Consider the following 26,276-nt stretch of genomic DNA (forward strand, 5'->3'; position numbering starts at 1 on the left):
TTGCAGATCCGTGGCTTATCCCTTTTTGCATCATTTCACATTTTCCGCAATCACCACGTTTTTAAGGTTTCAGGCAACATTCATTCCGTTTTACCTGCCGGAACTTTGCAGTAGCAATTGCAGCTAAAAGCGCCCCACTGTGAAGGCATCCGCACCGGCGGAGTAAAAACGAAAACAATGAATAAGACAAAAATTAAGATCGCAGTTACTGACGATAAAAACATGAAGGGGATTTTGAGTGCTTCAATCCTTAAAATACGCAAGTGCTTACAGCGGACGAAAAGCCTTTCTCTGGCAACGGTCACACTGGGATTTTCATTAACAGCAGCAGCTCAGGCAACACCACCGTTTAATGTTTGTACCTACGACAATACAAATGGTGTATCGGGTGCAGTATCGGTTTACAACGCATATGAAAACATTCAGCTGACCAATTACCAGACCGTCATAGGTTCGGTGAGCGGCTCGGATGGCCTATTCTCGGGAAACTTCAACTTGAAGAATGTTTCCGGAAGTGATTATTCCGACGTAACTATTATTCTTACCGAGGCAGGTTATTGGTCACAGACTTACTTTAATAACAACAATTTTAAGTTTACATGGAATCCCACCGCAAAATGGTGGACAAAAACAGCGACTGACGGCACTGCAATGACCATCAGGTTGTATAACGTGGCAGTGAATGGAACTTATCTTCCAGCCTCACAAGTTCATATGGTGCCGGTGGCGCTTACTCCGAGTGCCGGCTATTCACCAGTTCTGTTCGAAAGCACGGCAGACATGGTACTTAATGCCAACTTTTACGACGCAGGAACCGGAATCACGCACAACGCAGCAGCAGTAACGCCGCCGACGCCGGCCAACTATATTACTATTGATCTCGGTCCTCTGGCCAATGGTCAGTCGCTAAATAACATAGTCATCACTTACGCTGTTTCATATGCCGATGGCCGGAATCCGTACACACTCTATCCGGGCGACGGCAGTCCTTCGGGAGATATTGATTATTATGTGTTCAATACACTTACTCCTGCTGTTTCTGGCTATGATTATGGTGATGCACCAGCGTCTTATGGCATTGCACGTCACGCTCCGCATGCAACAAATGTAAACAGTTTTTGTCCCGGCACAGGAGCCATTTACATTGGCCCGGCGCGCCCCGATTATGAATTGTCAAACAAACAAAGTGCCGCATGCAATGGTGACGATACCACCACCACTCAATACACTAACACAACCGGATACACAGATGAAGGCGGCACGCTGACGAATTATACCGGCGCAGCATCTTACAGCATGACACTGCCTTATGTAAACAACAGCGGCGCTTCTGGTACTTTAAGTACATGGATCGATTGGAATAACAATGGCATATTCGACGCTTCAGAAATGGCGCTGATAACCGTACCTGCCGGTAGCGGCAATGCAACGTTAACCTGGAGAAAAACAAATCCGGGTGCGGGTGAGGGAACCATACCAGCATCAGTAGTTTCGGGCAATAAGGTAGTACGTTCCAGAATCGGTACGATACTTTCAGAAATCAATATACCAACCGGTACAGCTTCAGACGGAGAAGTAGAAGACTGCCTCCTTTCTGTTGCCATTAATCCGCTGCCGATTACGCTTGTTTCATTTACAGGAAACCGTGTTCAGGGAAATGATAGGCTGAGCTGGACGACGACTAAAGAACAAAACTCAATGGACTTCGAAATTGAATATAGCGTCAATGGAGCAGATTTTACAAAAGTGGGCACCGTAAATGCCGCAGGCACGACCACTACAGAACAGCAATATCATTTTACAAACAATAATGTAAGCGGTACTTCTTTTTACAGATTGAAAACCGTTTACACAGATGGAAGTTCAGATTACAGCCAGGTAATTAAACTGACGGGAACAAGCAGTGCAGCCAATGGCAGTGGCACCATTACAATGGCCGACATTTATCCGGTTCCGTTTCACGATGAATTGAATGTAGGTGTAAACAGCAGTCGCGAAACACCAGCTTCGATCAGATTGTTTACGTTGGATGGGAAAAAAGTTGCAGAACAAAATGTAAATCTGTCGTTAGGGCTCGCACACTACGCCATACACAATCTCAGCGCACTGCCTGCCGGAATGTATGTGGTACGCGTGCAAACGGATGCCGAAGTATTAATGGGAAAGGTGATCAAGTAATATCAGTTTCTCCCTTTCAATCAAAGCGCAGCCAGGTAGCAATCAATTTTAGAAAACCATACAAATATCGAGCTACATTATTCGTTTTATGTTTAGGGGTGTTTTCGTAAAAAAGCCCGGGCCGTTTCACCCGGGCTTCCCTATCACCTTTTTAATTTGATTATTTTATGCTTTCGATATAAAGGATTTTGCCGAAAACTTATCGATGGAAAAGTTAGCATAACTTTTATCCGTCAGCACCGCGCGTGGCTCTTCTTCTAAGTTGTATACCGATTAGAGACAATGCGCAACTTTTTTGCCGCGGTCAAATCGCTGCGTAAATTTTGTTTCTGCCATTATTATTTTTCTTGTCGTTCAATTCTTTCGTACAGGCGTTCGTCGTTAGACGAAATATCGCATAAACAACTGTTAGAATGTTTTTGCAATGTTTTGACATTCAATGCCCGTACAAAATGGTTCTTTTTTTGACACGATTATAGTTGCATCGCTATTGATGCGATAATCGTTAAACAATAAAAAATGAATCGGGATCAAAACAGTACATCGGTTACCCGGCAGATCGTAACCGAACAACAATTTCGGGAAGGTGTAATGCCTCGTGCCCAACTATCAAAGCTGGCATGTGAAATTGCGTTGGGAAAAACAGCAAATGCGGATGTGAAGGAGTTTGCCGGATGGGAGTTAATGGAGGCAAATACCGTGATTGATGTGCTTCAAGACCTGGGAACTGCTCTATCAACGATGGACACTGCCGCTGCCGCTTTTATCGAGCAACTGAAGGGACTTTCCGGAAAAGATTTTGACAAGCAGTACATGGCAGCGGAATTATCCAACCACGAATACTTGCGTGACTTTGCCCGGAACTATCTCGACAATGCCGAAGGAAAGCCGACGGGTAAAGACAAAGAAACATGGCACGTCGCCGGCCTGGCATTATTTGCGTTCACGGAACACGTCGGTCTTTGCGAAAAAATTATTGCCGCCGCGAATTAATTATCGGCTGTGCAATTCGTTGCTGCCTGTGTTAAAACATAATGGCCTGCGGCGAAGACCGGCTGTGGCATTATAACAAACCCCGGTTCCGCTTGCAAGCATTATCTCCATTTATTTTTACATCAACTATAAATTAACTTCTCATGAGACGATATCTCTTTTTATATTTTACCATCACACTCCCGGCTTTCTTAATTTCCATCAGTCACGTACATGCGCAAACAGACAGCTTAAAACGCAGTCCGCAAGACCTTGTCAACGCCCTGCATACAGCTTTTGGCGAGCATCATGCACGTGCCGTGCATACAAAAGGTATCTTTTTTGAGGGAACGTTTACTCCTTCCGGAGAAGCGGCAACTATTACCACAGCCAAGCATCTGCAAAAGGAGCCCTCAAAGATCATTGTTCGTTTTTCCGATTTCACGGGAATCCCGGACATACCCGATAATGCCGGTCCTGCCAACCCGAGAGGAATGGCGATCAAGTTTATTATGAAGGACGGATCGACTTCAGATATCGTCGGTCATAGCTTTAATGGTTTTCCGACCGCGAATTCCGATCAATTCCGAGACTTATTGCTATCTATCGCTCACAGTGGGGCCGGCGCATCAAAGCCGACGGCACTTGATAGTTTCCTGTCCACCCATCCACTTGCGAAAAGATTTCTCACCACACAAAAACTGCCGGTAAGCTATGCTACTGTCAATTATTTTGGTGTGAATGCGTTTAAGTTTACAAATAGTAAAAACAGCGCGTGTTTTGTCCGGTATCAATTTGTCCCGGAAAGGGAAGAACTCCTGACATCCGCGCAGTATGAAAAGGAAGATGTTAACTATCTGATCGACGAAATTCAAAAACGTATTGCATCGAAGCCTGTCGTATTTAAAATGTATGCGGAAATTGCTACGAGCGATGATAATATTAATGATCCCTCCATCGCATGGCCTGGCAGCCGACGGAAGGTTTATCTTGGAAAGCTTACGATAACAAAACTCGCTGATAACTCTGTCGTGGCAGACAAAGCATTATTCTTTATCCCGAATAATGTCCCGGCAGGCATTGAACCTGCTGACCCGATGATCAACTTCAGGTCGGCAGCATACCCCATTTCGGTTAAGGAAAGACAACAGTAGCGATTATATGACATGCAACAGGAAGTATGCATAACAAAAAGGAGCAGCTGTTCGGCGATTCCTTTTTATGCATGCGTTTTGGTAATCCCTAATTTTTTCATTTTTGAGTGCAGGGTAGTCGGGGGAATGTTGAGTATGGCTGCGGCCCCGTCTTCGCCTCTTATTTTGCCTTTGCACTGCTGCAGTATTGCGATGATGTGTTCTCGTTCCATTTGTTCAAGGGATTTGTCGATCGCCCCTTCTTGCTGCATGGTCATTTTTTTGGAAGAACGAATAAGAAACACTTCTTCTATAATAGGCCCCTTTGCCATAAGGATACTTCGCTCTATTACATTTTCCAACTCGCGGATATTGCCCGGCCAGTCGTATGTCGACAACTCAAGCATAACGGCCGGCGATACACCGGTAATTTTTTTACCGAGCCTGTTTGATAACTTTTGTATAAAATGTGTGATCAGTTGCTTCATATCTTCCTTACGCTCACGCAAGGCGGGCAATACAACGGGGAAAACATTCAGCCGGTAATAGAGGTCTGCCCTGAACCTGCCTTCCTCTACTTCCTTTTGCAGGTAGCGGTTGGTAGCCGCGATGATGCGAACATTGGTTTTAATAACGGTCTTTCCCCCGATGCGCTCGATTTCCTTTTCCTGAATGGCTCTCAACAATTTGACCTGAAGATCGATGGGCATTTCGCCGATCTCATCTAGAAACAAAGTACTGTGGTCTGCCAATTCGAATTTCCCCGTTCTGCGCTCTGTCGCGCCGGTAAAACTTCCCTTTTCATGGCCGAACAACTCGCTTTCGATAAGCGTTGGAGGAAGGGCAGCGCAATTTACCTTGATCATCAGTTGGTCCTTTCGCGGGGAAGCATTATGAATTGCTCTGGCAATAAGTTCTTTGCCGGTACCTGTTTCGCCCATGATTAATACACTCGTGTCGCTGTAGGCAACATTCGATATCAGTTGAAAAACATTTGTAAGCGAGGAGGCGGAACCGATGATTTCGCTATGGTTGTTTTCAAAGCTGATCTGTTCCTGGAGATAGAGATTTTCTTGCTCCAATTTCGATTTATATAAAATGAATTTCGGCGAGTTGTCCTTCTATTTTCTCGTAAGCCAATACATTCGAAATGGCGATTGAAATGTGGGAGCAAACGGCTTGTGCGAGCTGAAGTTGCTGTGGCGTGAAAAACCTTTTTTCTTTTACATACACGTACACGGCGCCAAAACTTTTGTTATTGATGCGAACGGCAAAGCCGATTAGTTGATTAACGTTGAGATCATAGAAGAAGTCGACGTAATAAGGTCGTTCGCGTCGTCGCATCAGGTCGTACATGTCAAATATAACGGGCTCCTGAGATTGCTGGATAGTGTCGTAAATGCCGTCTTTGATATGATATTTCATCGCCGCACCTCTTGCGAAGTCCGGGTGATGCATGGTTTCGTCAGTAATGGTATGTATGTAGTTAGTGTGTGTAAGGTTGTCGCTGTTATCCAGACAGATCATGATCTCGTTAAACCGAAAATATTTCGATAACCTGTCGGAGACGATCTATTGAATATCTTGTTTGGTGCGGCATGAAGTAATGTCTTTACTCAACAGTAAAAGCAGAGATTTTTCTTGCTCGCTTTCTCGCAGCGATTGTAAAGTCTGCTCATGGGTATTATGGGCAATAAGGGCGGGATCCGGTTTTAGACTTTTCATAATAAGTGTTATCTAAAGTTACACTTATTACGTATAGTTATATGTTCGTTTTGTTGTTTTTGCCTTCTGGTGAATAATGACGCCATAACTATCAATTCTTTAAAAACAAAACCGACACAAGCCCTAGGGCATTCTGCACTTCTTTCAATTTAGTTAATGCTGTTATCAACTACGAGTATGTCTCCCTGCTAATCAGCAGTGGTATAGCGATTGAATTTGATTTATTAAATTTATTATTTAAGGGCGAACGTGATTTTGATGTTTAGAGGTAAGGTAAATGTGGCCCAGTGCAATGCTGTTCCGCCATGACAGCTGGCATGATGGATGGCAGCACCGTTTCCTATATACAAAATGCAAGCTCTGCTTTTTCATTAGTCAAGATAATCGGGAGGATAAGTTGTTTGTCCGTGTTTTATGTCTAACGCTTTAAGGCGCTCCTTAAGTTCCGGTGTCATTTCGGGTCTGGGAGCAAATTCACTGGGTTGGACGGGAACGCCTATTGCTTCAAAAACTTTTTCCAAACCCGCAGGAACTACGGTGCAAAGTAGCCTGGCATTTTTCTCCGTTGTATTTTTAAAACAGTGAATGCCGCCATCAAGTGGAATGTTCACAAAGCCGTCTTTTTTTACGACGGTTTTTCCCGATTCCGTTTTAAACAAAACTTCCCCCTCCAGCACATAAAACATTTCCTGCATTTTGGGGTGAGCATGCGGAGGGGGGCCGCCTCCCGGTGGAACCAGCATTTCTATGACGGCATAATTTCCTTGTGTTTCTTCGCCCGAAATGATGATTCGGTAGTTACCTCCTGCAACGCCCAGATGCTCGCCGGCTGCGCTGCTTTTTATTTTTATTTCCTGTTGCATGTTCTATTATTTTAATAGTTTTTGTCGGCTTTGATTTTCGCTATACATATCGACCTTTTAAGATTGCTTCATCATCGGTAACGAACAGTACGAATTCGCTGTAATGATAATTTCTTCGTTTTAGATAACAACACTTTCTTTCGGCAGAAGTAAAATAAGCAAAATCGAAAAAAAGTGTTTTTGAATTTTTAAAATCAAGTGATTTGAAAGCGCTGAAAATTTCGATTTGTGTTGTTTAAAAAGCAAAAAAAGTGGCCCGAAAAAATTCGAACCACTTCTCAAAACTAATTGTTAGTCTGTGACCCCGCAGGGGCCCATTTCGGTTGTATTGGTGCCCGAACTCAAAGCGATAATAGATAAGTGGGATAATCTTGATAAGCATCCGGATAACTATGTTTTTGCCGTATATGATGACACAATGAGTGCGCTTAGAAAGCATGATTTGAGCGTGCCGTTTATTCGTGTGATAATAATTGGATGGCGAAGATTTTTTAAAAGCGCGGAATAAAGAAGAAATCGTCAATTCATTTTGATTGCCATCTTTAGTTTTTTGGTTCACCAATATGCCAAGGCATTTTGTCGTAAATTTAGAAGATGGGAATAGAGAGGGTTCGTTCCGGTTGCATCATTCGTTACCGGAATAATATTTTTTGATTTTAAGCTTCGGGTTTTCTTAACGGGGTAACCGAAGGAAGTTTTCGGGTAAAGCCATATGGAAACAGAAGCTTTCATCTTATGAAAGTTCGGCTTCATTAAACTAATGGAAAAACTAAACAAATCGATAGCCAATAAGGAACGAATAACCATGAACAATAAATTGCATTACAAATTTATAGATCCGGATAATTCTCTTACTGATTTTGTCGCCGGCTTTTGGTGTTTACAAAATACATCGGAATATGCGGAAGAAGCCATCGCGTTACCTGACGGTCGAATTGATCTGTTTTTAACGAAATCCGTATCAGGGCAACTTTCTATCGGCATTTTGGGTCTCGGTACGCAACCCGACAAGGTGGAAGTTGAACCAAACACTTTGATTTTTGCCATTGGTTTTAAACTGCCCGCAACGGAATATATTTTCAATTTTTCCATTGCCGATTTATTAGATAAAGGAAAACAATTGCCAAACGATTTTTGGGATTTCGCTGCCGACGATTTAGACGATTTTGATGCGTTTTGTGGAAAGGCTTCTCAGAAAATTCATTCTTTAATACCGAAAGACATCGACGCCCGAAAACAAAAATTGTTTGAGTTGATTTATGCGTCAAAAGGTGAAATAACCGTGAAAGAGCTTTCTGAAAAAGCATTTTGGAGTAGCCGTCAAATGAATCGTTATTTCAATCAGCAGTTCGGGCTTTCATTGAAAGCATATTGTAATATTCTTCGGTTCAGGGCATCATTAGAACACATTGCAAAAGGGGAATTTTTCCCGGAACTTGATTTCGCAGACCAAAATCATTTCATAAAGCAGGTAAAAAAATTCTCCGGAGTGGTACCGACAGAATTATTCAATCATAAAAACGACCGATTTATACTATTGTCGACGCTGAAACAGAAATAATTTTGTATTGAATTTGAAATACAAGATTATGGAAAATCAAAATGAAAGAAAATCGCGTTACAAAAATCAACCCGGTTATGTAATGAAAATGGTTGCAAAACCCGGCAATGGCGATTTGTTGCGCAAGCTCGTGACAGACGGAATGTTGATTGCCAACGAAGGCGGAACGTGGATTCACTGCCTGGTCGACAATGAACCCGACACATTGTGGACATTTGAATTTTTTGAAAGCGAAGAAGCGAAATTGAACTACGAAAAAAGCGACCTCGCAGACAGACTTCGTGGCCAAATTATTGATTTGCTTGCCGAACCGCCAATGCGAATTTCGGTAACGCCATTTTCGGCAAGTTGGTTGCTTAATTCATAATCAGAAATCTATGTTACTACAAAACAAAACAATAGCTATTATTGGCGGTGGCCCGGGTGGATTGACATTAGCAAGGTTGCTGCAGCAAAAAGGGGGTACAGTAAAGGTATATGAGCGGGATTTAAACAGAAATGTGCGTACCCAAGGTGCAACGCTCGACTTACACGAAAACTCGGGACTAAAAGCCCTTATATCGGCAAATTTGCTGGATACTTTCAAAACGAGATACAGACCGGGTGCAGAAAAAGGACGGGTGCTTGATAAAGCAGGCAATATTCTTTACGACGAACACGAAACAAGCGGTTCAGAAATTGATTTCGACAGTCCCGAAGCAAGGCCCGAAATTGACCGTAGCGATTTGCGTGAAATGTTACTAGATTCTCTTGCTGCCGATACCGTTGTGTGGGACAGTCATTTTGCGAGTATGGTACAAGCTGACGGGCAATGGGAAATTACATTTAAGAATGGCAAAACAGCTTTAGCCGATATTGTGATTGGTGCTGATGGAGCTAATTCTAAAATTCGCCCGTATGTAACAGAAATCCAATCCTCTTATGCGGGTATTACTATTTTGCAAGGAAACGTTGAAAACGCCAAGACAAAGGCACCTCGTATGTACGAATTGCTGAATGGCGGGAAAATCTATACGCACAGTGAAGGAAAATATCTGCACATATCGGCGAAAGGCGATGGCAGTATTGACTTTTATGTTAGCAGCAAAACGGATGAAAATTGGGCAAAAGACAATAGTGCGATCTTCTCAGACAGAACACAATTAAACGAGTGGTTTAAAACAACATTCACTGCGTGGAACAGCGTATATTTTGAACTATTTGAAAATGTAGATTTACCGATGCTGATTCGTCCGCAATATTGTATTCCTTTTGATCAAACCTGGGAAGCGCAATCCAGCATTACTTTGCTCGGCGACGCCGCTCACATTATGGCTCCTTCAGGGGAAGGTGTAAATTTAGCAATGCTTGATGCGCTTGAATTATGCGAATGTCTAACTAACCCGAAATTTGAAGATTTACAAACGGCCATTGCCGCCTACGAAACGCCCATGTTTCAACGCGCTGCAGAAGAAGTGACAACATCGTGTGAAATGATAGAATGGATGCATGGTGACAATGCGCAGGAAAAGTTGATTAATCTTTTTAAAGAAATGGGAGAATAAAACGTTAATTACTCCCGAAGCTAAACTTAATTCAACCATTTTTTTCTTTTAAACCAAATCAGCGGCCCGATAAAAGACTCGAGCAACAAAAGGATCACATACAAATAACCATACTTCCATTCCAGTTCCGGCATGTACTTAAAGTTCATCCCGTAAATACCGGCAACAAGCATCGGCACTGAAACGCACATGGTTATTATAGTGAGTGTTTTAAAGATCCGATTTTGCTCCAGGTCTATTTTGTTGGATACATAATCTTTAAGATCATCCAGCCTTTCGAAATTATTTTCAACATATTCGTTGATTACCGTTAGGTCATTTAATTCAAACAAGATGGTTTCTTTAGTTTCAACGGTAATCTTCTTACTTTTTCGAAGGAGCTGCAAGATTCTTCTGAATTCATTAAGCGCTTCTTTTACAATCAAATTGTTGAATTTAAGCGCGGTTATATCATCCAGCTCTCGCTCGGAAAAACTCTTCTGTTTTTGCAGATTTGAGTAAAGCGTTTTGATATTCTTTGAAAGCAGCTCTGTCAGGTCAGCAAAATAATCCGGAACAATGCCGATCATCATGGATAGAAAAGCATCTAAAGTTAAAGTCCCGCTTTTTAAATTATCGAAATATTGCTGTCTTTTACTTTCCTGTATGAACTGCTCAAAATTAACCGCCATAAAAGAAATCATAACTTCATCTTTCAGGATGAATGTTACGATCACTTCTTCAATTTTATTTTGAAACCTGAAAAAAGGAAATGAAAAATTAAATGCCAGTTGACTGGTCTCTTCCAGATAATGGGAGCTTATTTCAATGTCATCCCCATTATTCAATATCGCCGCATCGATGCCAAAAAGTTTTTCAAGCTTTCTAACGTCATCCTTCGCGTAGTTGATAATCTGTACACTTTTTATACTGCTTAGGTCTGCAAGTATTTCTTCAGTACTATTTATCGTACTAATATTTCTGTTTTTATCCAGTAGTTCGATAATCATGGTCCGCTTTTTAAGATTTTTGCGATGCCGTGAGGATGTGTTAATTAACGGCGGAAATACTGAAACGGAACTTAATCATAATTTTCCGTTTTTCAGATTTTCTTTTCACCTCGGCTGATGAAAGCTAACATAGATTAACACTACCTGCCGTGATGATTATTTATGATAAACGGGCTAACGCTAATGGATATTCCAGTATTCGTTCAAAGGCCGTTACCGATAAAAGCTCCTTAAAAAAAGTACTGAAAGACATCAGCGGCGAATGCGCAAAGCCAGCTTGTATTTGTAATATAGGATTAGCCGGGGAGAAGGGGAATCGATAAAACAATATAACAATGTCTCATTTTTGTGACAAATGTCATAGTTTTGTGCGGTATGACCAATCAGGCAATCATAGATAGCGCGATCAGTATTCTGAACGAGGATTTTTCAGCACCGCTGGACAGAATTGCGGACAAGGCAGGACTGAACAGACGCACGTTGCATCGTTATTTTAAGGACAGGTCTGAGCTGATAGACGCTTGTATGAATGATATGATGCAGACTTGGCAGCGTGCAATGCTTGCAGCATACAACAGCACCACTGATCCTGTCGGACAACTGGAGCAAATGTTGTATGCTGGCATTGACTGTGGTGTAAAATATGCGTTTCTGAACAAGCTTTATTCACAACCGGTCAAACCTATTGATACAAGCAACAAGGATTACCAGGCGTATGAACTTGCAAAGGATAAATGGTTCAGTATTGTGCCAAAGCTTCACCGGAAAAAAATTATCAGTAATAAACTGTCTGCGCCATGGATAAGACTGTTGTTTACCAATATGATCATAACGACCATCGAGGCTTTAAGGTCCGGCGATATTGCGGCTAATGATATAAAAAAACTAGCCTGGTACTCGTTTAGCAGAAGCATTGGCATTGATCAAGATGCCTGATACTCAAATTGCAATTTTTCAAAAAAACTAATGATACACTCCTTTTTAATGATCGGACAGTCAAACATGGCTGGACGTGGTTACCTTAAAGATGTGCCGCCAATCTTAAATGAATCGGTCAAAACGTTACGGAACGGCCGATGGCAGATTATGTCGGAACCAATCAATTATGACAGGCCAACAGCCGGTGTTGGCCTCGCAGCTTCATTTGCCGCAGCTTATAGCCTGAAACAGAAAGTGGCTGAAATTGGATTAATTCCTTGTGCGGATGGTGGTACAAGTCTTGAAGACTGGTCTGCGGGCAATGCACTTTTCGATCATGCAGTAGCACAGGCAAAACTGGCACAACGTTCAAGCAACCTTACAGGTATTTTATGGCACCAGGGAGAAAGCGATTGCTTTCCGGAGCGTGCCGCTGTTTATCAGGAAAAGCTGGGGGCGATTATTAAGCAATTGCGTCTTGAACTTGCTGTTCCTGATATTCCATTGATTGTTGGTGGCCTTGGTAGTTTTTTGACTGCAGGTATGTATGGAAAATATTTTTCGTCTTACACGGCCGTGAATGAAGCATTACTGCAATTTGCAAAAACACAACCGGATACTTATTTCGTTACAGCAGACGGATTAAATGCAAACCAGGACCAGCTTCATTTTGACGCGGTATCACAACGAATACTTGGTATACGCTATTTTGAGGCGTTCCATAACCGCCAGCACATTATAACACCGCTAACGTATGAGCAGGAAATATTGAATACGATTTACAATAGAGCACAAACCCTGAAAGAGAAAACGATATTATTAGAACACAGATTTGCCTCTGGCAGCATAACGCAAGATGAGTTCGTCGCAGAATTAGCGGCAATACAACAGTAGTGAAAACATTCACTCGGGGCTAATGATTTCGTCCGATTCGTCTATTGAACGGTAGGTAACGTCGTTGAGTAACCGTCAACATCACTAAAATAAACTTCCAATAACGCCTCGATTATTGTTGACTTTAAAAGCAAAAAAAATGGCTCGAAAAAATTCGAACCACTTCGCAAAATTAATTGTTGGTCTGTGACCCCGCAGGGGATCGAACCCTGGACCCACAGATTAAGAGTCTGTTGCTCTACCAGCTGAGCTACGGAGTCATGGTAAACAAATCTAACAAACGAACGTTTGAAATCCCAAAAAAATAACGATTATTTTATCTGCCGCAAAAAATAGGAACAACTGCGTTTTACAGTGTTCCTATTTTATTATAATGGATCAACTAAAAGAAACCGGTTTCGGTTTTGTTATAAGAGATCAGCATGTTTTTAGTGTAACGATAATGATTGAGTGTCATTCTATGTCCTTCGCGCCCGAAACCTGATTTCTTGCAACCGCCGAAAGGTGCGTGTGCAGGATAAGCGTGATAACAGTTTACCCAAACACGCCCAGCCTGTATGGCTCTGGGCACCTGATACAGCTCGTGAGCGTCGCGAGTCCACACGCCTGCACCCAAACCATACATTGTGTTGTTGGCAATAGCGATTGCCTCTTCTGTAGTTTTAAAGGTTGTGACTGAAGTAACCGGTCCAAAAATTTCTTCCTGAAAAACGCGCATTTCATTATTCCCTTTAAAGATCGTTGGCTTTATATAGTAGCCGCGTTCCAATCCATTGCCCTGATAAAATGGTTCACCGCCGCAAAGCACTTCCGCTCCTTCCAGTCTGCCAATCGTAAGGTAGTTAAGAATTTTTTTGTACTGCTCTTCGGAGACCTGTGCACCCATCATCGTTTCCGGATCAAGTGGATCGCCCAGCCTAATGGCATTTGTACGTAATATCACACGTTCCATGAACCGGTCGTAAATATGCTCATGTACAAGTATGCGCGAAGGGCAGGTGCAAACCTCACCCTGATTCAATGCAAACATTACAGCACCTTCCACCGCCTTTGCAAAAAACTCGTCGTCTTCAGCAACTACAGATTCAAAAAAGATATTCGGACTCTTGCCGCCCAATTCCATTGTTACAGGAATCAGACTTTCTGATGCGTATTGCAAAATCGATCTGCCGGTCGTTGTTTCTCCTGTAAATGCGATCTTCTGAATACGCGGAGATGTTGCCAATGCTTTGCCCGCTTCAGGGCCAAATCCTGTTACAACATTTAAAACGCCGGCTGGAAGTACGTGGCCAATTAGTTCCATCAGGCACATAATGCTAGTAGGTGTTTGTTCTGCGGGTTTTAGAATCACCGTACAACCAGCAGCCAATGCGGGCGCAATTTTCCATGCAGCCATTAGCAACGGGAAATTCCACGGAATAATTTGTCCTACAACGCCGATGGGCTCATGAAGGTTAATACTCACCGTCGTGTCATCGAGCTCGCTGATGGTGCTTTCCTCACTGCGGATCGCACCTGCGAAATAACGGAAATGGTCAATCACAAGTGGCAGATCTGCTGTTTGTGTTTCCCGTATTGGTTTTCCATTGTCGATGGTTTCTACCGTTGCCAGGTAATGCAGATTGTCCTCAATAATCTGTGCAATTTTAAGCAGCAGATTACTTCTGTGAGCTGCACTTGTTTTGCTCCAGGTTTTAAACGCTTCACTGGCCGCATCTACCGCTTTTTCAATGTCCGCAGCATTTCCTCTGGCGGCTTTTGTAAATACTTTGCCGGTAATGGGAGAGAGGTTATCGAAATAGTCGCCGTTGGCGGGTTTTTCCCACCGGCCTCCGATATAGTGATCGTATTTTTCTTTAAATGAAATTGTCCAGATGCCGGCTGTTGAAGTTGCGATTGCTGATGTATCCATTGTAATTGTTTTTAAGTTGTTAACAACGTAACTTACTGTATATTAAATATTAGTGAATGGATTAGCAGGTATATTTCTTGCGCATAATCATATTCTATAACTGAAAATAGAGGTGGAATATTTGCGATAAATTAGAAATGCATAAGTGTGAATTTTCTTTATCGGCTTTTCCCGTTTACCTGATCTCCTACGTATAGGACGATTAGGCCAAGAAGGAAAAAACATTGTGTGTTCGTTTTTAATTGATGATGGGAAATTGCTTTAGTAAATAATATGTAGTCGTGAAATCCGACAGGATTAAATACATCTTCGTTTTAAATAAGTGGTGACGCAAAACGGATACTGATTCGTTTGTAACAACAAGATGGTTTATGGTAACGGAAATATTTTACGTAATTTACTTTCCTAAAACCTGACACATGATGAAACAACTTTGGCTGAATTTGCCGGTAAAAGACGTTAACCAATCCCGGGCTTTTTTTACGCAGATAGGATGCCAGCTCAATACCCATGGAAACACCGAAACATCCGCCAGTATTGTGATTGGCGGCTCTACTGTGATGCTTTACGACGAAAAAGCCTTTAAGAGCTTTGTAAATAACGAAGTCTCTGATTCACAGAAATGTACTGAGATGCTGATCTCATTTGATGTGGAAAGCAAGGAAGAAGCTGATGAGATTGCAAAAAACGTACTGCTGGCAGGCGGACGGACGGCTCATCAACCTAAGGAAATGGACGGATGGTTATACGGTTTCGTATTCTCAGATCTCGATGGTCATCGCTGGAATGTAGTGTACATGGACATCAGTAAAATGCCCAATAATTAGATGCCAATAAATTACAATATCAACATTCAGCATTTCTAAATGAAATGTAGATTGAAGTAATCCCATTTTTTTTGAAATAAATTTTTGCAAGGGTGTTTTGTGCCGGTGAAGGTACTGAAACACCTTTTTCTATTTTCTTTCCTCCGAACAAGTGCAGTATGCTTCGTCTTCAGCAAAGTCAGTTTTAGGGTTGTATTGCTGACGCACCACAATTGAATTAGGTTAAAATTTATTTGTCGAACGCTTCTTTTCTTTCAAGAAAAAACGGCACGATAATTGGGCTTGGTGTAAACCAGGGGAAATAAAGCTCTCCTGGTTTAAACTTTCGATATGGAGAAAAGCATAAAAGAGATATACTACAATCACAAAGGTTTTCTTGTCAATAAATGGAATCATTATCTGGATATTTACGACAGGCATTTCCTTCCTTATCAGGGAAAAGATGTCAAATTCCTCGAAATTGGTATTTCCCAAGGCGGGAGCCTTGAAATGTGGAAGCAGTATTTCGGTGCCGGAAGTATGTTCTATGCGATGGATATCATTCCCGAGTGTAAAATGTTTGAAAGGGAAAACGTCAAAATTTTTATAGGCTCGCAAGGAGATCCTCAATACTTAAATTCAATTTTGGGAGACATACCGCCTTTGGATATTCTACTAGATGATGGCGGGCATTTTGTAAAAGATCAGATCGTTACTTTTAATCTTCTCTGGGATAAGGTCAAGGATGGAGGATTGTATGTTTGCGAAGACCTTCATACTTCTTATTGGTATTCATACGGCGGTGGGTATATGAGAAAGGGCACCTTCATCGAATTTGTAAAACACCTGATGGATGTGATGCATGCCTGGCACTCTAAACAACCAGCTAAATTTAAACTTGAGAAATTAACGGAACAGATTAAAGCAATCCATGTTTACGAAAGCATGGTTGTGATTGAAAAAGCGAAAGTATCTCAGCCGAAGCAATCAAAATTTGGGGAAAAACAAATTCCGGATCAAATCCCTGCGAAAAGAGGGTTTTTCGATCTGGCAACGGGAAAAATCAGAAAAGCATGGATGGGTTTTAAAAACTAATAACGCAGCGGATACTTTAGAGGAAATGGTCGATGTCGATTTTTATTTGTAAAAAGTAAAAATCAGCATCGACCATCGATAATTTTACAACTTCAGAATTGCTCCCGATTTACTTGCTATTTTGCGGCGGCTTCACGGTAATTTCTTAAATTAAGGAAAAGAAATCCGACGCAAAGTTGTAGAAAAATGAAGATTCTGATAATCGAAGATAATGTGGCGTTGTCCAAAAGTATTTGCGACTTCCTGGCAGCGGAAAATTTTGTGTGTGAAACAGCTTATGATTTTCATACGGCGATGGAGAAAGTATCCTTGTATGAATACGGCTGTATTTTGTTGGATATCGGCTTGCCCGACGGCAGTGGCCTGGAAATTTTAAAAGAGCTCAAAGAGAACAACAAAACGGACGGCGTGTTGATTGTCTCGGCAAAAAATTCACTTGACGATAAAATTGCCGGATTGAATGCCGGTGCCGATGATTATTTGTCGAAACCCTTCCATTTGCCAGAACTCGGCGCACGGGTTGCTGCTATTATTCGCCGGCGTTCTTTTGAAGGAAAAAATTTAATCAGTTTTGATGAATTAACGATTGATATCAATGCCAAAACTGCACAGGTTAATGAACAAGAGTTAGACCTGACTCGTAAAGAATACGATCTGCTGCTCTATTTTGTTAGCAATAAAAATAAAGTAATCAGCAAGGGCGCCATCGCAGAACATCTATGGGGCGATGATATGGACATGGCTGACAACTATGATCTTATTTACACGCATATCAAAAACCTGCGGAAGAAAATGATGCAGGCGGGAACCCCGGATTATATTCAGTCAGTGTATGGCATGGGTTATAAATTCGCGGTACCAAAATGAAGCTGTTTACAAAATACAACCGTGTAAACCTGCTGGCAACGACTATAATATTCTTGCTGGCCAGTATCGCCTTTTCAGTACTCATCACATATGTATTGGTTTCACAGCTCGATGAAAACCTGGATATAGAACGGCATGAAATCAAAAATTATATTGAGAAGTACAATCGTCTGCCGGAAACTATACCCGTAAAGGATCAATATACTTCTTATGTTCTAACCAATGATCCGCCGAAGAAGAAGAAATTTGCTACCATCCGTGCGTATGTTGCGGAAAGTCATGAATACGAAATGCAGCGTGCGGTGGTATTTCCAATCACTGTCAACGGACAGTCTTATTCTGTGACCGTTGCCAAATCAATGGAAGGTACAGACGACATGATCCGTTCCGTAATTGCGATTACATTGATCACCATTTGTACCATTCTTGTCGTGAGCTTTCTGACCAATCGTATTTTGCTGCGTAAGCTCTGGCAGCCATTTTACGGCACGGTTGATAAACTGAAAAATTATCGCATCGGTCGGTTGGAGAAAATTGAATTCCCGCAAACAGACATCGACGAATTTTCTCTGTTGAACAGCACGTTGGAATCAGCGACCGGAAAGGCAAACGAAGACTATTTACTGCTAAAGGCATTTACGGAAAATGCATCACATGAATTACAGACTCCCATTGCGGTTATCCGTTCCAAACTCGATGTGTTGATACAAGACGAACAGCTGACGGAAACACAATCATCTTTGGTCGAAGAAGCTTACGAGCATATTCGCAAGATCACCAAACTGAATCAGTCTTTGTTGTTGCTGGCGAAAATTGAAAACCGCCAGTTTATGGAAATTACTGCTGTTGCGCTGCAGCCATTGATCATCGCGAAGCTGAAACAGTTTAAGGAATTACTGCGTCACAAAGGCATCGATGTAATCGTTGACCTGCAAGAGGCAACTGTAAATATGGATCCATACCTTGCAGACGTACTGCTGAATAACCTGCTGAGCAATGCGATCCGGCATAATGCGGCAAATGGCAGCATAAAAATCACATTGGCACCACACGAACTTTCCATGGGTAATTCTGGTGTTGATCACGCATTAGATAACAGCCAACTGTTCGTTCGCTTCAGCAAAACGAGCAACGCAGCGGAATACAACGGACTTGGTTTATCCATCATCAAAGAAATCTGCGCTGTAAATAATTACAGTATCGGGTACAGTTTCAGGGAACGGTTACATACGTTTACCCTGAACTGGAAATAATCTCCAATGTACCATTGGCGCGGAATAGCCCACCGTCTTTCTGAGGGGCTGTATGATCCGTTTACGCAAACGTTTCAACGATCAGATTCAGGCTAAATTTCGATGCAATTACACATTTATAAATAGAATAATATTTGGTATCTTGTAGAAGAAGAATTTTTTAAACGGTTTCTTAATCTGCGGATACGACACATGAATTTGTTTGAAAAAAAAGTGCTATCATTCTGGGATCGGGAAAACAGCCTCACGATTCTATTAATCGTTCTTGCAATTCAGATTTTTATTGTCATTCCTTTTGGACAGCAAACATTTTTTGGCAGGGCCATCTTTTATGTCTTCTATATACTATTAATGGTAACCGGGATGCTTGTATTAATGAAAAATAACCGGTTAAGGGCAACCACCTTTGTTTTATTAATACTCGCCGTCGTAGCACTTTTTGGTACAAATCCAAGTTTTGAAATTGCCCATGATCTGATCACTGCATTTTTCTGTCTGTTATTGAACTGGGTAGTATTGTTGCGAACATTCGGAAAGGGGCCGGTTACTACGCACCGCATCTTCGGGGCCATCGTGGCCTATCTGCTCATCGCGCTGATATTTGCGCTTTTGTATCATACCGTTTATATCATCAAGGGAGAAATCTCTTTTAAAGGATTAGGCACTGCCGATAGAAAGGAATTTTTATACTTCAGCTTTGTGACACTCACCTCTATTGGTTATGGCGATATCAGTCCTGTGGTGCCCTTCCTTAGATCACTGGCTAATCTTGAGGGCCTGGTGGGGCAGTTATACCCGGGAATAATAATAGCCAGACTTGTTTCTATGGAATTTGAATCCTCAAGGAGAAAAAAGGAAAACAATGATCGTCTGGCTTAAAAAAAATCATCGTCCATTTACAATACCTAACACATCTTCGTCATGCACCAGTTTATAAAAGACCTGAAATCAACGCCGATATTTTGGCTGGGTGTATTCGTGCCCATTGTTTTGATATTACATTGGACACATGGCGCATCGGAGACAGCGATGTTTGTACTGTCGCTTTTAGCGATCATTCCGCTTGCCGGTTTTCTCTCTCATGCTACCGAAGGTGTTGCCGCAAAAACAGGAGATACTGTCGGCGGGCTGTTGAATGCAACATTGGGTAATCTAACCGAATTAGCAATTTTTATAACGGCGCTGCATCAGGGATTGATTGATCTGGTAAAAGCTTCTATTGCAGGTGCTGTTGTTACAAACTCATTATTTATGCTCGGAAGCGCATTGTTGATTGGGGGATTAAAGTTTCGAGTTCAAAATTATAATAAGCTCAATGCTTTTATTCAATCATCACTGTTGTTCATCGTTTGCATTGCTTTGATGGTACCTACAATTGTAGCAAAAGTTTCAGTTGGAGAAAGCACGGTACGGGTAGGAAAGATAAGCTTTGGGATCGCCATTTTACTGCTTGTCATTTATCTGCTGGGATTATTGTTTTCCCTGAAAACACACGCTGATTTTTTTAAATCAGAAGAAACAGAATCGGTAGACGAACATGTATGGCCGGTAAATATATCGGTGGTTGTGCTTATTATCTCCGCTGTTTGCATTGCTATTGTGAGTGAAATTTTCGTAGATGGTGTGCAGGGTGCCGCAACGAAGATGGGGTTATCGCAGGCATTTGTAGGATTTGTGATTATTCCTATTGTAGGTGCTGCAGCAGAAATGATGGCTGCTTTTTCTGCTGCCAGGAAAAATAAGCTGGACATAAGTGTGGGCATTGCTATGGGAAGTTCGGTACAAATTGCGCTATTTGTGGCGCCGCTAATGGTTATACTCAGCTATTTTATTGCACCGGCACCTATGGATCTCAGTTTTAAAGGTGGACTGATTTTCATGTTATTATTTGCTACGCTTACCGTGGCATTAACCTCCAATCAGGGCAAATCAACCTGGTATTTAGGTGTTTTATTGATCGCGGTTTATTCCATCTTCGGCATCACATTGTTTTTTATGGATTAGGGAGGTTAAACATCAGATGTTTCGTTTGCTGAAATGATAATCAGGATTTAATATAGGGCCTTTCTGGCTCAATAAAGCATGAGGATTTTCAGTGTTTTATTGCCAGTTTAACCCAGGCAAAAGCTGTATGCTATTGACTTTCCGCATTTCATGTCCAACATTTATAGTGTTGCTTAGACGCAGGAATTTTTCAACCATCACCACATGTCTGCATTTAACCTACAGAATCTGCACAGATTCACATTGCTATTTTACATAGTAATTCATACTTCGTGAAAAAACTGATTCTTTTGATCGCTATCAGCTTTGCCGCTCAGACTTTATGGGCACAGGCAACCTTTAAGGCTGTAGTCGAAGATAAATCCACACATGAAACACTGGCCGGCGTCTCCGTTGTTGTAAAAGGAAACGAAACAGTCGGTAATAGTTCAGACGTAAATGGCAAATTGGTGCTGAGCAATTTGCCCGAAGGGAAACTGACGTTGCAATGCAACTTCGTTGGTTATAAAAAGCTGGATGTTGACATCGTTTTGCCGGATACAAGCACACACGTTATTTTTCTGGAACCTGATGAAGCGACACTAAACGAAGTAGTCGTTGTTTCGTCTACCCGCAATAACGACCGCATTGAAAATGCAACGACAAAAGTTGAAGTGCTTGGCTCTGAGGAAATGAGCGAAGAAAGCATGGTGAAGCCCGGAAACATTTCCAGCATTCTTGGCGATGTGAGTGGTATTCAGATCCAGCAATCTTCGGCGACTTCGGGCAATGCAAATGTTCGTATTCTCGGTCTAGATGGCAAATATACACAGATGCTGAAAGACGGCATGCCGCTGTATGATGGTTATTCCGGTGGCTTTGGCGTATTGTCTATTCAACCATTAGACCTGAAACAAGTGGAACTGATTAAAGGCTCTGCTTCTACTTTGTACGGTGGCGGTGCCATTGGCGGTTTAATCAATTTCATTTCTAAGAAACCTACTTATGAGCCGGATGCTTCTTTTATTCTGAATGGAACCACGCTGAAAGAAGGAAACCTGAACGGTTATTTTGCACAACGCTGGAAGAAAATTGGTTTTACATTATTCGCCGGACAAACAATGCAAAAACAAGTGGATGTAGATGGCGACGGCCTGAGTGATGTGCCAAAGATTAGCAGCACGAGTATTCACCCGACTTTATTTTTATATCCTACCGATAAAAGCACGATTTCTATCGGATGGGCAGGCAACTACGAAAAACGCACTGGTGGTGATATGCTGGCGATTGATAATGCTAATGATGCCGCACATCCGTACTATGATAAAAACGATTTAAAAAGGAATACGTACACAATGATTGCTACTAATAATTTCACCAGTCGGATTACGGGTACTTTAAAAGGGAGCCTCAGCGTATTTGATCGTACCGAAACAACCAACACCTATTTATTCAAAGCACAGCAGAAGAATTTTTATTCCGAGGCATCGCTCGCCATTCATCTGGATCGTCATAACATTGTCGGTGGTGTAAACATTACCGGTGACGATTTCCGTCCGGATGCAAGTACGCCGGCACCCGTGGGTAATTTCTCCAATACAGTACAGGGTATCTTCGGACAAGACACCTGGCAACTGCTGAAGAACACAAAACTGGAAGGTGGCCTGCGTGTGGATCACCATACACAATATGGCATGTTTGTATTGCCGCGTTTGGCTTTGTTCCAAAAGATCAACGAAGCATGGGGTGTGCGTGCGGGATTCGGTATGGGCTACAAAACGCCAAACCCGCTTTCTCCGCAGATAAAAGACTACGAAATCTATCAGATTATGCCGATACCTTCTGGTGTAACACCGGAAAAATCAACTGGTGGCAATATTGAATTCAACTATAAAAAAGCATTCGGTGATGGCGACGAAAAAAACAGTTTCTTTATCAATCATGCGTTTTTCATGACCCAGATTAATAACCCCGTTGTTGGTACGGAACAGCCGAATGGTGATCTTACTTTCAGCAATGGCAGCAAACCTATTGTAACACGCGGTTTCGATACGTATGTTCAACTGAAAATGGCACCATGGGAATTCTACGTAGGTTATACATATACCGACGCTATTCGCAAATACCTCGCCGATAACCAATACATGCCGCTCACGCCAAGAAACCGTGCTGCTGCAACAGCAGTGTATGAGATTGAAGGTAAGTGGCGTTTCGGTCTGGAAGCATCTTACAACGGAACACAATACCGCGATGGCGACACCAAAACACCGGACTATGTTTTCATGGCAACCATGATTGAACGTAAGTTTGGAAAGAAATGGAGTGTGGTGCTCAACTGTGAAAACTTACTTGACGTTCGCCAAACGAAATACGAAACTATCTACACAGGCTCGATCATGAATCCGGACTACAAGCCTTTGTGGGCGCCAATCGACGGCAGAGTAGTGAACCTGGCAATTAAATTTATGCCGTTTGCTCACTAGCGTAGCCAATTGATTAAAATGGTAAATGGCTAAATCAGTTGTGACTGATTTAGCCATTTTTCCATTCAGGATAAACGACTGATTTAACTTTGACCAATTAACCATTTACCGAATTAACCTTTTAACTTCACAAAATGGGTATTAAAGTAATCATCACAGGTGCAACCGGAATGGTTGGAGAAGGCGTACTGCTGGAATGTTTGAAGAATCCGGAAGTAGAATCTGTTTTGATTATAAACCGTCGTACGGCTGGCGTGATTCATCCAAAACTGACGGAGATTATTCACACCGATTTTTACAACCTCAATCCGATAGCGGATCAGTTGACAGGATATGATGCTTGTTATTTTTGTCTGGGTATTTCTTCAGTTGGCATGAAAGAGCCTGATTATTTTAAGACCACTTACACGCTGACGATGCACGTCGCTGAAATACTTTGCCTACGCAATCCAAACATGGTCTTTTGTTACATCTCCGGAGCCGGAACAGATAGCTCTGAAAAGGGCCGCCAGATGTGGGCGCGCGTGAAAGGCAAAACAGAAAATGATCTCATGAAAATGCCGTGTCGTAACGTGTACGCATTTCGTCCCGGATTTATCAAACCAATTGAAGGACAAAAATTCGTCAATAAACTGTACAAATATATCAACTGGATGTTTCCGATCTTCCGCCCGATATTTCCCGGAGGTTTTTGCAGAGTCACAGAAATCGCAGATGCTATGATCTACGTAACAACACATGATGTGACAAATAAAGTGGTGACGGGAAAAGATATTATTGCGTTAGCGAGCCGTTAGTGGTTAATTGTATTGTTCTTTTTTGGCACCGACGTATTGTCTCCGGTTCAGCCTGAGTTGCGTCGCACATTTCAGCGCCGGTGCTGCTATTTCCATTTTTTCAAAAACATGAAGAACCATACCGGCGTGAGCCTTCCATAGGGCGCTCGTGTCTGCCAATTCCGTCAGATTGTATCTGGCTTCACGAGACTGGAGCTATTATAGACACAGGAAGGAGCGCTACGTTAACACCTGCGCCAATGGAAATAGAGATTTTGCATCTCTGCTCCTTAGCTTCTCTGCGGGAAATTTTTGAATTTTTACTTTTGAATTTTACTTCAAAACGCTTGTTTTTCAAAAACCTCTTTCACCAGTCCGATTTCCTTTTCATACATCGTTTTCTTCCGATTGCCGAAGTACAGCGTATTCTCAATCGTATTATTGCCTTCCCAGGCCAATTTGATTTTACCAGCATTCATCTCCGAACGGCACAGAAAATCCGGCACAATAGAGAACCCCTCCGAATCACTCAAACAACGGACAATAGAACTGATGTTTGGTACAATATAATTCGGCTTGAAATCGATATGATGTTTGAAATTGCTTTGCCAGAAGCGTTTCAGATGCTCCATGTCTGCCGCAGTACTATACCAGATCTGTTGTTTTAGCCATTCTTCCGCTTCCGCAACCTTATTTGCTTTTAACAGTGCATTCAACGGCTTTAGATTTGTTTTAGATCCGGCTACCATCACAATTCTTTCCTTCGCAAACGCTTTATACTCCAGGTTTTTCTGTTCTTCTTTCTGCGGCGTGATGATCAGATCGAGCAGACCTTTGTCCAGGTCATGAATCATCTGCGGATATTCGCCAAATTTAATGATGATATTAAACGGTAGCGAAGAAATATGTCGCTCCAAGGTGAACTGAAACGTCTCGAAACACATGCCGATACTGATTGTAGCACGATCATCCTTTGTGCTTTTATGAAAAAGCTGTTCAGCACTTTCCAGTTTATAAATCGGCTCCAGGATAAAATTATACAGCACTTTACCACGTTCAGTCGGCACCATTTTCTTCGCCGAACGATCAAATAGTTTATATCCAGTATAAGCTTCCAATGAGTTCAAATGCAAGCTCACGCCGGGTTGTGAGATAAACAGCGTTTGCGCTGCTCCGGTCAATGTTCCCGTTTCATAAATTGCTTTAAACGTCCGCAGCCATTCCAGATTAAGCATAGCTTTATATTATTTTTCTGATACAAAGATACAATTTAAATAATTTTTCTAATATACTGGATTGACGGAAATTTGTTCCATCAAAATAAGAAAACGAACAAAAATGGAATATAGAAAACTCGGAAACAGCTCGCTCGAATTATCAACTATCACTTACGGCGCGTTCGCTATTGGCGGTAATATGTGGGGCGGTAATGAAAAAAACGATTCTATCAGCGCTATCCACGCCGCTCTGGATCATGGGGTTACCTCAATTGACACCGCGCCTTTTTATGGTTTCGGTCTCAGTGAACAAATGATTGGTGAAGCATTGAAAGGCAAGGATCGTACGAAGGTACAACTGCTTACAAAATTTGGATTGGTTTGGGATGGCAGCAACAATGGCAAGGGAGAATTTTTCTTCGATGCAAATGATGAGGGTAAAACAGTTCCAGTCTTTAAATATGCTTCAAAGGCAAACCTGATCAAAGAAGTTGAAGAGAGTCTGAAACGCCTGGGCACCGATTATATTGATTTGTTGCAGTTACATTGGCCTGATAATTCAACGTCGATTTCCGAAACAATGGAAGCACTGGAAGCATTGATTCAACAAGGAAAAATCAGAGCGGCTGGTGTGAGTAATTATAGTGTTACACAAATGCAGGAAGCTGCAAAGACCATCGGTTTGGCTTCCAACCAGGTTTCATACAGTATGTTGAACCGCGCCATCGAACAGGAATTAGTGCCTTATACAACTGCAAATAAAATTGGCATCATTGCTTACAGTCCGCTGGAACGGGGTTTGCTTTCCGGTAAATATTTTAAAGACGCGAAGCTCAGCAATGACGACCATCGCAACGGCTATTTTGGTCAGTTTGACGCAGAGAAAGTAAAAGCTTTGCTGCAAACAATTCAGCCAATAGCGGAAGAGAAAAAAGCAACTTTATCACAAATTGTACTTCGGTGGACCACTTTACAAAATGGAATTACTGTAGTGCTGGCCGGTGCGCGAAATGCAGCACAAGCAATTGAAAATGCCGGCGCCATGAATATAGAATTATCTGCCGGAGAATTGCAAATGATCAACAACGCAATCGCCGGAATTTAAGA

At 42.1% G+C, this 26,276-nt stretch carries 23 protein-coding genes and 1 tRNA gene; 17 read left to right on the forward strand and 7 right to left on the reverse strand.

Annotated features, from left to right (window positions below; genetic code table 11):
• The first annotated feature begins 177 nt into the window (after positions 1–177).
• The 3 genes from DN068_RS20285 to DN068_RS20295 all read left to right on the forward strand — a co-directional run bounded on the left by DN068_RS20285 (position 178) and on the right by DN068_RS20295 (position 4,304).
• Entirely contained in the window at positions 178–2,178 is a 2,001-nt protein-coding gene (locus DN068_RS20285; RefSeq protein ID WP_123985431.1) for a T9SS type A sorting domain-containing protein, read from the forward strand.
• Between the two features lie 519 nt (positions 2,179–2,697).
• On the forward strand, positions 2,698–3,171 hold the full coding sequence (locus DN068_RS20290; RefSeq protein ID WP_111000774.1) for a DUF4142 domain-containing protein: 474 nt from the start codon (positions 2,698–2,700) through the stop codon (positions 3,169–3,171).
• A gap of 143 nt (positions 3,172–3,314) precedes the next feature.
• Positions 3,315–4,304, forward strand: a complete 990-nt coding sequence (locus DN068_RS20295; RefSeq protein WP_111000775.1) for a catalase family peroxidase — start codon at positions 3,315–3,317, stop codon at positions 4,302–4,304.
• Positions 4,305–4,369: 65 nt separating this feature from the next.
• On the opposite strand, the gene DN068_RS20300 is transcribed toward DN068_RS20295, so the two are convergent.
• The 3 genes from DN068_RS20300 to DN068_RS20310 form a co-directional block, all read right to left on the reverse strand.
• A complete protein-coding gene (locus DN068_RS20300; RefSeq protein WP_243630351.1) occupies positions 4,370–5,365 on the reverse strand; it encodes a sigma-54 interaction domain-containing protein in 996 nt (331 codons plus the stop codon).
• A 7-nt stretch (positions 5,366–5,372) separates the two neighbouring features.
• The gene (locus DN068_RS20305) at positions 5,373–5,855 is read right to left on the reverse strand and encodes a GAF domain-containing protein (protein WP_262508866.1); all 483 of its coding nucleotides are present in this window, start codon (positions 5,853–5,855) and stop codon (positions 5,373–5,375) included.
• Positions 5,856–6,379: 524 nt separating this feature from the next.
• Positions 6,380–6,871 (reverse strand): cupin domain-containing protein, encoded by a 492-nt coding sequence (locus DN068_RS20310; RefSeq protein WP_111000777.1) that lies wholly within the window; start codon positions 6,869–6,871, stop codon positions 6,380–6,382.
• Positions 6,872–7,631: 760 nt separating this feature from the next.
• Here DN068_RS20310 and DN068_RS20325 point away from each other — a divergent pair.
• The 3 genes from DN068_RS20325 to DN068_RS20335 are packed head-to-tail and all read left to right on the forward strand — an operon-like array spanning position 7,632 to position 9,976.
• Positions 7,632–8,432 carry a helix-turn-helix domain-containing protein gene (locus DN068_RS20325; protein ID WP_207799071.1) on the forward strand — a complete coding sequence of 267 codons (801 nt, stop codon included), beginning with the start codon at positions 7,632–7,634 and terminating at the stop codon, positions 8,430–8,432.
• A gap of 28 nt (positions 8,433–8,460) precedes the next feature.
• Positions 8,461–8,799, forward strand: coding sequence for a putative quinol monooxygenase (locus tag DN068_RS22320; RefSeq protein WP_207799073.1), 339 nt, complete (start codon positions 8,461–8,463; stop codon positions 8,797–8,799).
• Positions 8,800–8,809: 10 nt separating this feature from the next.
• Positions 8,810–9,976 (forward strand): FAD-dependent oxidoreductase, encoded by a 1,167-nt coding sequence (locus DN068_RS20335; protein ID WP_111000781.1) that lies wholly within the window; start codon positions 8,810–8,812, stop codon positions 9,974–9,976.
• A 26-nt stretch (positions 9,977–10,002) separates the two neighbouring features.
• Here DN068_RS20335 and DN068_RS20340 read toward each other — a convergent pair whose 3' ends face one another.
• Positions 10,003–10,965 (reverse strand): CorA family divalent cation transporter, encoded by a 963-nt coding sequence (locus DN068_RS20340; RefSeq protein ID WP_111000782.1) that lies wholly within the window; start codon positions 10,963–10,965, stop codon positions 10,003–10,005.
• A 375-nt stretch (positions 10,966–11,340) separates the two neighbouring features.
• On the opposite strand from DN068_RS20340, the gene DN068_RS20345 reads away from it, so the two are divergent.
• The gene (locus DN068_RS20345; protein WP_111000783.1) at positions 11,341–11,901 is read left to right on the forward strand and encodes a TetR/AcrR family transcriptional regulator; all 561 of its coding nucleotides are present in this window, start codon (positions 11,341–11,343) and stop codon (positions 11,899–11,901) included.
• Positions 11,902–11,931: 30 nt separating this feature from the next.
• Positions 11,932–12,777 carry a sialate O-acetylesterase gene (locus DN068_RS20350; protein ID WP_111000784.1) on the forward strand — a complete coding sequence of 282 codons (846 nt, stop codon included), beginning with the start codon at positions 11,932–11,934 and terminating at the stop codon, positions 12,775–12,777.
• Positions 12,778–12,964: 187 nt separating this feature from the next.
• Here the strand turns inward: DN068_RS20350 and DN068_RS20355 are convergent.
• Together DN068_RS20355 and DN068_RS20360 are read right to left on the reverse strand one after the other, a co-directional pair.
• A tRNA-Lys gene (locus DN068_RS20355) sits at positions 12,965–13,037 on the reverse strand.
• A gap of 122 nt (positions 13,038–13,159) precedes the next feature.
• Positions 13,160–14,689, reverse strand: coding sequence for an aldehyde dehydrogenase family protein (locus tag DN068_RS20360; protein WP_111000785.1), 1,530 nt, complete (start codon positions 14,687–14,689; stop codon positions 13,160–13,162).
• Positions 14,690–15,108: 419 nt separating this feature from the next.
• On the opposite strand from DN068_RS20360, the gene DN068_RS20365 reads away from it, so the two are divergent.
• The 8 genes from DN068_RS20365 to DN068_RS20400 all read left to right on the forward strand — a co-directional run bounded on the left by DN068_RS20365 (position 15,109) and on the right by DN068_RS20400 (position 23,973).
• Positions 15,109–15,516: a VOC family protein gene (locus DN068_RS20365; RefSeq protein ID WP_111000786.1), complete on the forward strand. Its 408-nt coding sequence runs from the start codon at positions 15,109–15,111 to the stop codon at positions 15,514–15,516.
• Between the two features lie 330 nt (positions 15,517–15,846).
• Complete coding sequence (locus DN068_RS20370; RefSeq protein ID WP_111000787.1) at positions 15,847–16,590, forward strand: class I SAM-dependent methyltransferase; 744 nt, start codon at positions 15,847–15,849, stop codon at positions 16,588–16,590.
• A gap of 186 nt (positions 16,591–16,776) precedes the next feature.
• The gene (locus DN068_RS20375) at positions 16,777–17,457 is read left to right on the forward strand and encodes a response regulator transcription factor (protein WP_111000788.1); all 681 of its coding nucleotides are present in this window, start codon (positions 16,777–16,779) and stop codon (positions 17,455–17,457) included.
• Entirely contained in the window at positions 17,454–18,710 is a 1,257-nt protein-coding gene (locus DN068_RS20380) for a sensor histidine kinase (protein ID WP_111000789.1), read from the forward strand. The genes DN068_RS20375 and DN068_RS20380 overlap by 4 nt, the downstream gene beginning before the upstream one ends.
• 192 nt (positions 18,711–18,902) lie before the next feature.
• Complete coding sequence (locus tag DN068_RS20385; protein WP_111000790.1) at positions 18,903–19,589, forward strand: potassium channel family protein; 687 nt, start codon at positions 18,903–18,905, stop codon at positions 19,587–19,589.
• A gap of 42 nt (positions 19,590–19,631) precedes the next feature.
• On the forward strand, positions 19,632–20,714 hold the full coding sequence (gene cax / locus DN068_RS20390; RefSeq protein WP_111000791.1) for a calcium/proton exchanger: 1,083 nt from the start codon (positions 19,632–19,634) through the stop codon (positions 20,712–20,714).
• A 272-nt stretch (positions 20,715–20,986) separates the two neighbouring features.
• The gene (locus tag DN068_RS20395; protein WP_111000792.1) at positions 20,987–23,176 is read left to right on the forward strand and encodes a TonB-dependent receptor; all 2,190 of its coding nucleotides are present in this window, start codon (positions 20,987–20,989) and stop codon (positions 23,174–23,176) included.
• A gap of 134 nt (positions 23,177–23,310) precedes the next feature.
• A complete protein-coding gene (locus DN068_RS20400; protein WP_111000793.1) occupies positions 23,311–23,973 on the forward strand; it encodes an NAD-dependent epimerase/dehydratase family protein in 663 nt (220 codons plus the stop codon).
• A 317-nt stretch (positions 23,974–24,290) separates the two neighbouring features.
• Here the strand turns inward: DN068_RS20400 and DN068_RS20405 are convergent, their stop codons facing one another.
• On the reverse strand, positions 24,291–25,187 hold the full coding sequence (locus tag DN068_RS20405) for a LysR family transcriptional regulator (RefSeq protein WP_111000794.1): 897 nt from the start codon (positions 25,185–25,187) through the stop codon (positions 24,291–24,293).
• Between the two features lie 103 nt (positions 25,188–25,290).
• Here DN068_RS20405 and DN068_RS20410 point away from each other — a divergent pair, with 103 nt between their 5' ends.
• Entirely contained in the window at positions 25,291–26,274 is a 984-nt protein-coding gene (locus DN068_RS20410; RefSeq protein WP_111000795.1) for an aldo/keto reductase, read from the forward strand.
• The last annotated feature ends 2 nt before the right edge of the window (positions 26,275–26,276 follow it).

The organism is Taibaiella soli (assembly GCF_003236175.1).
In the GTDB taxonomy this organism is placed as follows: domain Bacteria; phylum Bacteroidota; class Bacteroidia; order Chitinophagales; family Chitinophagaceae; genus QKTW01.

Coding starts and splice junctions, on each gene's coding strand:
- DN068_RS20285 (WP_123985431.1), top strand. CDS start 178: ATGAATAAGACAAAAATTAAGATCGCAGTTACTGACGATAAAAACATG.
- DN068_RS20290 (WP_111000774.1), top strand. CDS start 2,698: ATGAATCGGGATCAAAACAGTACATCGGTTACCCGGCAGATCGTAACC.
- DN068_RS20295 (WP_111000775.1), top strand. CDS start 3,315: ATGAGACGATATCTCTTTTTATATTTTACCATCACACTCCCGGCTTTC.
- DN068_RS20310 (WP_111000777.1), bottom strand. CDS start 6,871: ATGCAACAGGAAATAAAAATAAAAAGCAGCGCAGCCGGCGAGCATCTG.
- DN068_RS20325 (WP_207799071.1), top strand. CDS start 7,632: ATGGAAAAACTAAACAAATCGATAGCCAATAAGGAACGAATAACCATG.
- DN068_RS22320 (WP_207799073.1), top strand. CDS start 8,461: ATGGAAAATCAAAATGAAAGAAAATCGCGTTACAAAAATCAACCCGGT.
- DN068_RS20335 (WP_111000781.1), top strand. CDS start 8,810: ATGTTACTACAAAACAAAACAATAGCTATTATTGGCGGTGGCCCGGGT.
- DN068_RS20340 (WP_111000782.1), bottom strand. CDS start 10,965: ATGATTATCGAACTACTGGATAAAAACAGAAATATTAGTACGATAAAT.
- DN068_RS20345 (WP_111000783.1), top strand. CDS start 11,341: ATGACCAATCAGGCAATCATAGATAGCGCGATCAGTATTCTGAACGAG.
- DN068_RS20350 (WP_111000784.1), top strand. CDS start 11,932: ATGATACACTCCTTTTTAATGATCGGACAGTCAAACATGGCTGGACGT.
- DN068_RS20360 (WP_111000785.1), bottom strand. CDS start 14,689: ATGGATACATCAGCAATCGCAACTTCAACAGCCGGCATCTGGACAATT.
- DN068_RS20365 (WP_111000786.1), top strand. CDS start 15,109: ATGATGAAACAACTTTGGCTGAATTTGCCGGTAAAAGACGTTAACCAA.
- DN068_RS20370 (WP_111000787.1), top strand. CDS start 15,847: ATGGAGAAAAGCATAAAAGAGATATACTACAATCACAAAGGTTTTCTT.
- DN068_RS20375 (WP_111000788.1), top strand. CDS start 16,777: ATGAAGATTCTGATAATCGAAGATAATGTGGCGTTGTCCAAAAGTATT.
- DN068_RS20380 (WP_111000789.1), top strand. CDS start 17,454: ATGAAGCTGTTTACAAAATACAACCGTGTAAACCTGCTGGCAACGACT.
- DN068_RS20385 (WP_111000790.1), top strand. CDS start 18,903: ATGAATTTGTTTGAAAAAAAAGTGCTATCATTCTGGGATCGGGAAAAC.
- cax (WP_111000791.1), top strand. CDS start 19,632: ATGCACCAGTTTATAAAAGACCTGAAATCAACGCCGATATTTTGGCTG.
- DN068_RS20400 (WP_111000793.1), top strand. CDS start 23,311: ATGGGTATTAAAGTAATCATCACAGGTGCAACCGGAATGGTTGGAGAA.
- DN068_RS20405 (WP_111000794.1), bottom strand. CDS start 25,187: ATGCTTAATCTGGAATGGCTGCGGACGTTTAAAGCAATTTATGAAACG.
- DN068_RS20410 (WP_111000795.1), top strand. CDS start 25,291: ATGGAATATAGAAAACTCGGAAACAGCTCGCTCGAATTATCAACTATC.